We start from the raw sequence: 10516 nt of genomic DNA on the forward strand, positions 1-10516 counted from the left end.
TCCGGAACTAAACCGGGACACGTCCATGCCCCGCGCCCCTCTGGCCCTGCGGTTCGGTCCGGATGTGGCCCGCAGGCTGGATCAGGCGTTCGGGCGCATTGGGGAGGCCATCGTACCAGTCCGCCCGGTCGATCCGGTCGAGGTCAGCCGGAACTTCGCTGAACCCATCGGGGCTGCGGAGACCATTGCCCGCTACATCGGCAAGCTGGTGCCGCTGCTGTGTCAGGGACTGGACGAGCGTGGACAGGGCGTGCGGCGTCTCGACCTGCTGCTGCATCGGGTGGACAGCCGCACCGAGGCGATCCGGGTTGCCACGGCCATGCCGGTGCGCGACGTCAAGCGCCTGACCCGGCTGCTGTGCGAGAAGATCGAAACCATCAATCCGGGCTTTGGGATCGAACGCATGGTGCTGATCGCCTCTTTGGCCGAACTCATGGACCGGCGGCAGACCGTCTCCTCCCTGATCGCCGAGGAAGAGGCCGATGTGTCCGACCTGATCGACACGCTGGCCAACCGTGTCGGCACGCAGGCGCTGTACCGGTTTGCTCCGGTGGAAAGCGACCTGCCCGAACGCTCCTTCTGCCGCGTGCCCGCGCTGGCGCCCGAGGAGACGAAGGACTGGCCCGAGCACTGGCCACGTCCAACACGCCTGCTGGCGCGGCCCGAACCCGTGCAGGCCATGGCGGAACTGCCGGATCAGCCACCGCTGTTCTTCATCTGGCGGGGCGTGCGACGGAAAGTGAAATGCGCCGACGGGCCGGAGCGTGTCTTTGGCGAATGGTGGAAGAATGATGCCGAACTGACTATCGCCCGGGATTACTTCCGGGTGGAGGACACCAGCGGCGAGCGGTTCTGGCTCTACCGGGCCGGTGACGGCGAGCATGGCGAAACGGGTTCGCAGGGCTGGTTCCTGCACGGGATTTTCGGATGAACGACTTGGCGCCGCATTACGCCGAACTGCAGGTGACGACCTATTTCTCGTTCCTGCGCGGGGCCTCGTCGCCCATCGAGTTATTCGAGCAGGCAAAAGTGCTTGGGATCGAGGCGCTCGGGATCTGTGACCGCAATTCCCTGGCGGGCATGGTGCAGGCATACGGAGCGGCGAAGGCTACCGGCGTCCGGCTGGTCGTCGGCTGTCGCCTCGACCTTGCCGATTTTCCGGCGGTGCTGGTCTATCCGACCGACCGCGCGGCTTACGGCCGGTTGTGCCGACTGCTCACCATAGGCAAGGCCCGAGCCGGCAAAGGAAAATGCCATCTGCTCCGGGAGGATCTGGTCGCCTGGGGCGAAGGCCTGATCGTCGTCATGATCCCGGACACGGCGGATGATGCCTGCGCCCTGCATCTGCGCAAGCTGAAAGAGGCCTTTGCTAACCGGGCCTACATGGCGCTGACGCTACTGCGCCGCCCCAATGACCAGATGCGTCTCTACGAACTGGCGAACCTGGCGCACCAGGCCCGCGTGCCGACCGTCGTGACCAACAACGCGTTGTTCCACACCCATGACCGTCGCATCCTGCAGGATGTCGTCACCTGCATCCGCCACAACACCACGATCGATGAGGCGGGATTTGTCCGCGAGCGCCATGCCGACCGCTATCTCAAACCGCCACAGGAAATGGCCCGGCTGTTCAACCGTTATCCCGAAGCGGTGGCTCGCACCATGGACATCGTGGAGCGCTGCCGCTTCTCACTTGATGATCTGGCGTACCAGTATCCCGATGAAGTCTCCGTGCCCGGCCAGACCCCGCAGCAGGCGCTGGAGGCGCTAACCTGGGAGGGAGCCCGTTCCGTCTATCCGGATGGCGTACCGGATGACGTGGCGGAAACGCTCTGCCATGAACTCGGCCTGATCGGGCGGATGCAGTATGCGCCGTATTTTCTGACGGTGAACAGCATCGTCCGTTATGCCCGTTCTCAGGATATTCTCTGCCAGGGCCGTGGCTCGGCGGCCAATTCTGCCGTTTGCTACGTGCTCGGCATTACTGCCATCGATCCGGCCCGCAACTCGCTGCTGTTCGAACGCTTCGTCTCCGAAGAGCGGGGTGAGCCGCCGGATATCGACGTCGATTTCGAACACGCACGACGCGAGCAGGTTATCCAGTGGGTCTATGAGCATTACGGTCGCGACCGGGCGGCCCTGACAGCAGTGGTGATCCGTTATCGTGCCAAAGGGGCCTTGCGGGACGTCGGCAAGGTCATGGGACTACCGGAGGATCTGATCCGCACGCTGTCTGGCCAGATCTGGGGTTGGGGGCGCAAGCTGGATGATGAGGCCCTCAATGACACCGGCATTGACCTGTCCGACCGGCGCATCCGCCTAACACTGGAGCTGGCACGTTGCCTGATCGGCGTGCCCCGCCATCTGTCACAGCATCCCGGTGGTTTTGTGCTGACGCATGACCGGCTGGATGAACTGGTGCCCATTGAGCCGGCCGCGATGGAACAGCGCCAGATCATCGAATGGGACAAGGACGATATCGACGTCCTGAAATTCATGAAGGTCGATATCCTTGCGCTTGGCATGCTGACCTGCATGAAAAAGGGGCTGGACCTTCTGGCCGAACACAAGGGCCAGCACTTCACGCTCCAGACCCTCCCGGCTGAAGATCCGCGCACCTACGCCATGATCCGCAAGGCTGACACGATCGGTGTGTTCCAGATCGAGAGCCGGGCACAGATGTCCATGCTTCCACGGCTCAAGCCACGCGTGTTCTACGATCTCGTCATTGAGGTCGCGATCGTCCGCCCCGGCCCCATTCAGGGGGACATGGTGCATCCCTATCTCCGAAGGCGCGAAGGGATCGAGCCGGAAAACTATCCGACACCTGAACTGGAAAAGGTTCTGAAAAAGACGCTCGGGATCCCGTTGTTTCAGGAACAAGCGATGCAGGTCGCCATGATCTGCGCGGGGTTTACCGCCGCCGAGGCCGATCAGTTACGTCGGGCCATGGCGACCTTCAAGAATACTGGGACCGTCTCGCAGTTTCAGACACGCCTGATCAATGGCATGCGCGCCAACGGGTATGATGAGGAATTCGCTCAGAGGATCTACCAGCAACTGGAGGGCTTCGGTTCTTACGGATTTCCCGAGAGCCACGCGGCCAGTTTCGCCATTCTGGCCTATTCATCGTCGTGGATGAAATGCACCCATCCCGATGTGTTTCTGGCATCACTCCTGAACAGCCAGCCGATGGGGTTCTATGCGCCGGCGCAGCTTGTCCGTGATGCGCGTGAGCACGGCGTGGAGGTCCGGTCTGTGTGTGTGAATACCTCACGCTGGGACAGCACGCTGGAAGGACCGGAAAGCTACAATGGCCGATTTGCCGTGCGGCTGGGCATGAGTCTGGTGAAGGGACTAGCCAATGACGATACGGCCCGGATTGTTGCCGCGCGAGCCTCGCGCCCGTTTACCTCGATCGATGACCTGTGGCGTCGGGCCGGTGTGAAGGCGGCAGCTCTGACCCATCTGGCCGAAGCGGATGCGTTCCGGCCTTCGCTCGGGCTGGCACGGCGCGAGGCTCTCTGGGCGATCAAGGCTCTGCGCGATGAACCATTGCCCCTGTTTGCGGCAGCCCAGGTAACGCGGGAAGCTGAAGAACCGGATGTGCTGCTGCAACCCATGCGCGACGGGGCCGAGGTGGTGCGGGATTACAACCGGCTTGGCCTTACCCTGCGGGATCATCCCCTGACCTTCCTACGCAAGGATCTTCAGGCCAGGGACATCATGTCCTGTCGGCAGGCGCTGGCGGCAAAGGATGGGAAGCGTCTCACCGTGGCGGGGCTGGTGCTGGTCCGGCAGCGACCGGGCTCCGCCGAAGGCGTGGTGTTCATGACCCTGGAGGACGAGACGGCCAACATGAACGTCATCATCTGGCCGGATCTATTCGATGCGAACCGGCGCGTGGTACTGGGCGGGCAGATGCTGGCGGTGACAGGCATGCTCCAGAAGGAAGGTGACGTCGTGCATCTGGTCGCGAAGGAGATCACCGACCTTTCCGGGCTGCTCGCGGACGTCGGTAATCGCTCCTCTACGGAGAGCCCCCATGCCAACGCTTCCACCGGCGAGCGTATCGTCGTCAGATCGGAGGCTAGGGACAGACATCACGCAATCGTGAAGCGCCCCGATTTCAGCCCAACCTACGCTGGAGTTTCACTCCCATCTGCATCCTATACGCATCCTGCAGGGAATTTTAGGCAACAAAAAACCCGCCTGAGTGAGGCGGGTTTATCGTGTCCGATCAAGGACTTGTGCTTGGTTGCGGGGGCACACAACCGAAGAAAACTGCTACTGGCGAGTGGATTGGTTAATCGACTTTAGAGATCCTTCAACACCTTAATAATTCAATATAACCATCAAGTTGTCCATTCCGAAGGATTTCACGATGAGCGAGCATCACTCATCTCTCCCTCCTACATCTCAGGAAAAACCAACTCATAGCTTGTGCTTCTGCCACCTGCTGCTTCCTTCACGAGAATACCGCAGTCCACAAGGCCATTAATATCCCGCAAGGCCGTATCCGGTGACGTCTTCGCCAACTTCGCCCATTTGGATGAGGTCAGCTTACCCTCGAACCCGTCTAGCAGACGGTTCAGCATAAGGCGTTGCCGGTCATTGATCGATTGCCCGGCCAGATTGTCCCAAAAGCGGGCCTTCTGGATGACTTTCCCCAAGACCAGTTCAGCACGATCAAAGGCACGATCGAGAGCGCCCAGAAACCAGTGCAGCCACGCCGTGATGTCCATATCTCCCTTCTGGGTGACCTCAAGAATGGCGTAGTAATCCTTCCGCTCCTGACGGATCTGGGCCGACAGGCTGTAAAAACGCTGCTCTGTCTGTTCCGAACGCGCCAGCATGAGGTCGCCGATCGCCCGTGCCATACGTCCGTTTCCATCCTCGAACGGATGAATGGTAACAAACCACAGATGTGCGATGGCGGCCTTCAGCACAGGGTCCAGTGCCTGCCCGGCGTTGCACCAATCAAGAAAGGCCTGCATCTCAGCTGGCACCCCGCTGGCTGCCGGGGCCTCATAATGAACCTTCTCCCGTCCGACAGGGCCTGACACGACCTGCATCGGCCCGCTTCTGTCATCACGCCACTCTCCGACCAGAATGCGTGACATGCCGTTTCGGCCAGTGGGGAACAAAGCCGCATGCCACGCAAACAGCCTCTCTTCGGTCAGCGGGTCGGCATAATGTCGGGTCGCATCCAGCATCATCTCCACGACGCCTTCGACATTCCGATCTACCGGTGCCAGCGCGCCAATATCCATGCCCAATCGCCGGGCGATGGAAGACCGCACCTGTTCACGATCGAGGTTTTCGCCTTCTATCTCGCTCGACTTGATAACATCTTCCGTCAGGGTCTGGAGCACGGCTTCCGACCTGAAATCGAAGCCGAGGCTTTCCATACGGCCCAGGAGACGCCCCTGCCGGTGACGCACGGCGGCCAGCTCATGAGAAATGGCATCCTTGTCCCACCGAAAATCTGGCCATTCTGCTTGCTGATAGATATATCGCACCATATTTCCTGTAATTTATGCGGAGAATATGTCAGCTAATCACCGCAGAGTGCAATCTTAATCTCCGCAATCAGACACTCCCTAGGAAAACACACCGAGCTATTTCCTCAAGCTTGCAATCCCGAGTTCGTTCCACATCCAGTCAAAACTGAACGATGATGTCAGTTCCGCTCGCCCCAGACCGGCTGTCGTATTTTCAATCTGTTTCAGCCATGCCGCCACCGCCTTCCGGCCTGTAGCCGTACGAACCGCCTGTCGGGGTGTCATGTTTCCCAGCGCCGGGACAACGTCATCAAGCGTCTTCCGGTAATGACGCTCAAGCACCTCGGCGAGGATCCGGGCTTCTTCCCCCGGCGGGATCTGAACGTCTGGCGTCTTACCGCCCTCTCCTGTGCCCCGTTCATCCATCGCCTGCTGCGCTGTCATAATCTGGGTCAGAGGCGTCCCGACAAGATTTCCCAATGCCTCTTTGAGCATCGACTGCCCCTGCTCTGCACGAGACTTCGAATTGACCTCCAGCCGGAGCTGCCGCCCTTTCAGTTCCAGCGTTCCCAGCACAATGCTGCCATCATCCATTTCACTGCTCAGAAACTGCGCCTGCGCATCCTGATGCGACGAACCGGACGATGTGGCCTTTTTCTGTCCCGGCATACGCAACCAGTTCCAGAATGACCGCCCCTCGGATCGCAGCCCGGGGAGTTTCTCCAGAACTTCCGCCACCGTTTTCTGGGTCACGCCCCTGGCGAGCGGAAAGCAGATATCGTGAAAAACCAGATCCTCCCCATCTCCATTGAACAGGACAGGCAGTGCGCTCTGTCCCACCATATTCTCCAGGGTCCGGAACAGCCAGGTCAGTGTGAATAGCGGCGCCAGATCACGCAACACCTCTGTCCTGACCTTCGGGAATTCCGCCTTGCCCCGCTTACGGCGCAGAACATCATAGAGATGCCCGGCAAGGTCTTCACACGCAGCTCGTGAATACGCCAGTAAACCACCAGCCAGAATTGTATGACCATCTTCCGGCACCAGACGTGCAGCAATCCGGTCCCATGGCCGGAGTGTCTTCGTCGCCGTCCCTTCACGCACCATCACGGGCTTGCCGCTGCGAAGCAGATCCCGCGCCATCAGGCTCTGACCCGGAACGATGTCGTAGACCTCATAGAGGCTCATGACGGACTCCTTGAGAGCCCGCATATAGACGCTGTTGCGCGGCCCTTCCTTCCACCCCCGACGCTTCAGATAGACCTCAACGAAATTCCGGCCTTCGTCCCAGTCCTGACCGAGGAAGTCCTCGAACGCGCACCCCCAGAGCGTCATGGCGACGTCCAGACCAAGGACCTCGCCCAAGTCTTCAAAGGTCATATCGGCCGCTTCCAGAGCGGGACCAAGATGGTCGCCCAGAACCTCCTCGAAACACGCTTTCCAGTCATCCTGCCCGAGATAGCGGATTAGTCCGTTCAGATGATCGGCGGCCATAACCACCCCCCTTGCATAACATGTGGTGCGATTGTCAGCATATCATGTTCAAGAGCCGGGCTGAATGATGTTCCTTAGTTTGCATGAACGTCATTCATGCATTTTGAGTGTTGACAGAACCGTATTCATGTCACTTATATAACCGCATGAAACACGTTCGCGCATATAAAGCGAATCTCTCAGATATCGCAACAGTCGCTGCGGGTCACCCGTTCCGAGGGCGGATTGAGCCAACCGAAGGGGCCGAGACGGTTGTTGTACAAATGCGGGACACATCGTCTTCTGGCGTGAACTGGGCGTCCTGCGTGCGGACGGAAGTGAGCGGGCGGCGTGAGCCAGACTGGCTGCATCCAGGGGATATTCTTTTCCCTGCCCGTGGCAATGTGTCACTGGCGGTTCTGGTTAATGAAAGCATCGGCAGCCTTCATGCCGTCGCCGCTCCGCACTTCTTTCTGCTGCGCGTGTCGCGTCCAGACGTGCTGCCCGCCTATCTGGCATGGTGGCTCAATCAGGAACCGGCGCAGCGGCATCTGGAACAGAACGGACAGAGTTCCACCCTTGTGCGCAACATCGCCCGGCCAGTGCTGGAGGCCACGCCCGTCGTGCTACCTCCCCTGTCCCGACAGGAACAGATTGTGGGTCTGGCCAGCGCCATGCAGCGCGAGGAGGCACTTCTGCACCGCCTGCGCCAGACCAGCCAGCAGATCATGACCGGGCTTGCCAGAGACCTTCTGGCGGGCTGACCCACACCCGTGACGTTTTTGATACAGGATTTAAGTGCGTGACCGAGCAGATTTCACAGGACACCATCAACAAGGCGCTGTGGAGCGCCTGCGACACCTTTCGTGGCACCGTCAGCCCTGACACGTATCGGGATTACGTGCTGACCATGCTGTTCCTGAAATACATCTCTGATGTGTGGCAGGACCATTATGACGGCTACAAGAAGGAGTATGGCGACAATCCTGATCTGATCGAAGCCATGATGGCGCAGGAACGCTTTGTTCTGCCGAAAGGTGCCGATTTCTACACCCTCTATAAAGAACGTAATACGCCCGGCAATGGCGAGCGGATTGACAAGGCCCTGCACGCCATTGAGGAGGCCAACGGCACCAAGCTGAAGGACGCGGGCAAAAGCGTGTTTCAGGACATCAGCTTCAATTCAGACAAGCTGGGTGATGAAAAGCAGAAGAACACCATTCTGCGGCATCTGCTTGAAGATTTTGCCAAACCGGACCTGAACCTGCGCCCCTCACGCGTCGGCAATCTGGACGTGATCGGCAATGGCTACGAGTTCCTGATCAAAAACTTTGCCGCCAGTGGTGGCCAGAAGGCAGGCGAGTTCTATACCCCGCCGGAAGTCAGTGAACTGCTGGCCCGTATTCTGAGCCCTCAGCCGGGTGAGAGCATTTGTGACCCGGCCTGCGGTTCGGCCTCCCTGCTCATGAAGTGCGGCAAGCAGGTGACGCAGAACCACAACGGCAGCAAGGACTACGCCCTGTATGGGCAGGAGGCCATTGGCTCCACATGGTCTTTTGCCAAGATGAACATGTTCCTGCATGGCGAGGACAACCACCGCATTGAATGGGGCGACACCATCCGCAACCCCAAGCTGCTGGATGATAAAAACCACCTGATGCGCTTTGACGTGGTGACAGCCAACCCGCCCTTCAGCCTCGACAAATGGGGCCATGACGAGGCGGCGGAAGACGTGCATCACCGCTTTGCCCGTGGCGTGCCGCCCAAGACCAAGGGTGATTACGCTTTTATTCTGCACATGATTGCCACGCTGAAGGATCGCACGGGCCGCATGGGTGTTGTGGTGCCGCATGGCGTGCTGTTCCGGGGCAGTTCGGAAGGCAAGATCCGCCAGAAACTGATCAAGGAAAACCTGCTGGATGCCGTGATCGGCCTACCGGAAAAGCTGTTCTTCGGCACGGGCATTCCCGCCGCCATCCTGATCTTCCGCAAGGACCGCAAGACGAAGGACGTACTGTTCATTGATGCCAGCCGCGAGTTCAGGGCGGGCAAGAACCAGAACGTGCTGACCGAAGACAACATCACCAAGATTGTTGAGACCTACCGCGCCCGCAAGGACGTGGACAAATACGCCCACCTCGCCACACCGGACGAGATTAAAGAGAACGACTACAACCTGAACATTCCGCGTTATGTCGATACGTTTGAGGAAGAAGCAGAAATCGACCTGAACGCTGTGCGGGCCGAACGGGCGGAGATCAAGGCGGAACTGGCTAAGCTGGAAGCGCAGATGGACGTTTATCTGAAGGAGCTGGGTTATGCTTCCTGAGGGGTGGAAAAAAATCAGCCTAGCAGATGCCGTAAGACAAAAGATTTCCTACGGAATTGTTCAGGCTGGTCCACATGTGAACGGTGGCGTCCCATACATCAAAAGTTCGGATGTAAGAGACGATATTTCACTTGCTTCTCTACAGCGCACGTCTACTGACATCCACAGAAAATACATCAGGTCTTCTGTTCATCCCGGTGACATCGTATTTTCTCTGCGTGGAAATATTGGAGCAACATGCATCGTCCCGCCAGAAATTTCTGAAGCAAACCTTACACAAGGCACTGCTAGAATTTCATGTAGCCAGAAAGTTTACCCTAGCTTTCTGATTCAGGAATTGAGGACCTCATCCTGTATTCAACAGGCCCTCAATTTAAGTAAGGGGAGCACTTTTAAAGAGATATCATTAGAGTCATTAAGAACACTTAAAATAATCCTCCCCCCTCTCCCCGAACAGAAGAAGATCGCGGCGATCCTCTCGACGTGGGATCGTGCGATTGAGGGGACGGAGAAGCTTCTGGCCAACAGCCAGCAGCAGAAAAAAGCCCTCATGCAGCAACTCCTCACAGGCAAAAAGCGCCTGCCGGGGTTCACGGGGGTGTGGAAGACAAAAAAACTTAAGGACATATCAAAAATCTACGATGGCACACATCAAACACCTGATTACGTAGAAATAGGCGTTCCTTTTTATAGTGTTGAACATTTAACATCAGGAAACTTCAATAATACGAAATTCGTTTCAGAAGAAATATATCAGAGAGAATCAAAAAAAAGAAAAATAGAAACAGACGATATACTTTTAACGAGAATAGGAGATATCGGAACAGCGCGATTAATAGACTGGAATGTTCGCGCCTCTTTCTACGTGAGTTTGGCGTTAATTAAGTCAAGCAAGGTTATGTCACCCAAATTTTTTGAGTGTGCTTTGAACAGCGAGCTCTTCAGAAGAGAGCTGTGGCATAGAACTATTCACGTCGCCTTTCCCAAAAAGATCAATTTAGGAGATATCGGAGACTGCTCTATTCACTTTCCCCCTCTCCCCGAACAGGAAGCCATCGCCGCTATCCTGACCACAGCGGACGAAGAAATAGCATCCCTTGAATCCGACCTCTCGCGCCTGCGTCAGGAGAAGAAAGCCCTGGCTGTGCTCCTGTCCTTCAAACGTAAAGCGCCGTTTTTTCAGTTCCGCCCGCAGGAGAGAGTCCAGCAC

General features: G+C 57.9%; 7 protein-coding genes. 5 read left to right on the plus strand and 2 right to left on the minus strand.

Annotated elements, in window-relative coordinates; translation table 11 throughout:
- Together AD928_RS01750 and AD928_RS01755 are read left to right on the plus strand one after the other, a co-directional pair.
- On the plus strand, positions 1 to 931 hold a 931-nt coding region (locus AD928_RS01750; RefSeq protein ID WP_324609177.1), incomplete at its 5' end, for a DUF6504 family protein.
- Positions 928 to 4320: an error-prone DNA polymerase gene (locus AD928_RS01755; RefSeq protein WP_233419891.1), complete on the plus strand. Its 3393-nt coding sequence runs from the start codon at positions 928 to 930 to the stop codon at positions 4318 to 4320. The genes AD928_RS01750 and AD928_RS01755, both read left to right, overlap by 4 nt.
- A 92-nt stretch (positions 4321 to 4412) precedes the next feature.
- Here AD928_RS01755 and AD928_RS01760 read toward each other — a convergent pair whose 3' ends face one another.
- Together AD928_RS01760 and AD928_RS01765 are read right to left on the minus strand one after the other, a co-directional pair.
- On the minus strand, positions 4413 to 5525 hold the full coding sequence (locus AD928_RS01760; protein ID WP_062247745.1) for a Fic family protein: 1113 nt from the start codon (positions 5523 to 5525) through the stop codon (positions 4413 to 4415).
- Positions 5526 to 5621: 96 nt separating this feature from the next.
- The gene (locus AD928_RS01765; RefSeq protein ID WP_062247747.1) at positions 5622 to 6998 is read right to left on the minus strand and encodes a DUF7986 domain-containing protein; all 1377 of its coding nucleotides are present in this window, start codon (positions 6996 to 6998) and stop codon (positions 5622 to 5624) included.
- Positions 6999 to 7144: 146 nt separating this feature from the next.
- On the opposite strand from AD928_RS01765, the gene AD928_RS01770 reads away from it, so the two are divergent.
- The 3 genes from AD928_RS01770 to AD928_RS01780 all read left to right on the plus strand — a co-directional run.
- Positions 7145 to 7741, plus strand: coding sequence for a restriction endonuclease subunit S (locus tag AD928_RS01770; protein WP_062247749.1), 597 nt, complete (start codon positions 7145 to 7147; stop codon positions 7739 to 7741).
- A gap of 38 nt (positions 7742 to 7779) precedes the next feature.
- Positions 7780 to 9306, plus strand: a complete 1527-nt coding sequence (locus AD928_RS01775) for a type I restriction-modification system subunit M (RefSeq protein ID WP_062247752.1) — start codon at positions 7780 to 7782, stop codon at positions 9304 to 9306.
- Positions 9296 to 10516, plus strand: a 1221-nt coding sequence (locus AD928_RS01780; protein WP_062247754.1) for a restriction endonuclease subunit S, incomplete at its 3' end; no start/stop codon positions are given. The genes AD928_RS01775 and AD928_RS01780, both read left to right, overlap by 11 nt.

The sequence above is a fragment of the Acetobacter cerevisiae genome (assembly GCF_001580535.1).
GTDB classification, from domain to species: domain Bacteria; phylum Pseudomonadota; class Alphaproteobacteria; order Acetobacterales; family Acetobacteraceae; genus Acetobacter; species Acetobacter cerevisiae.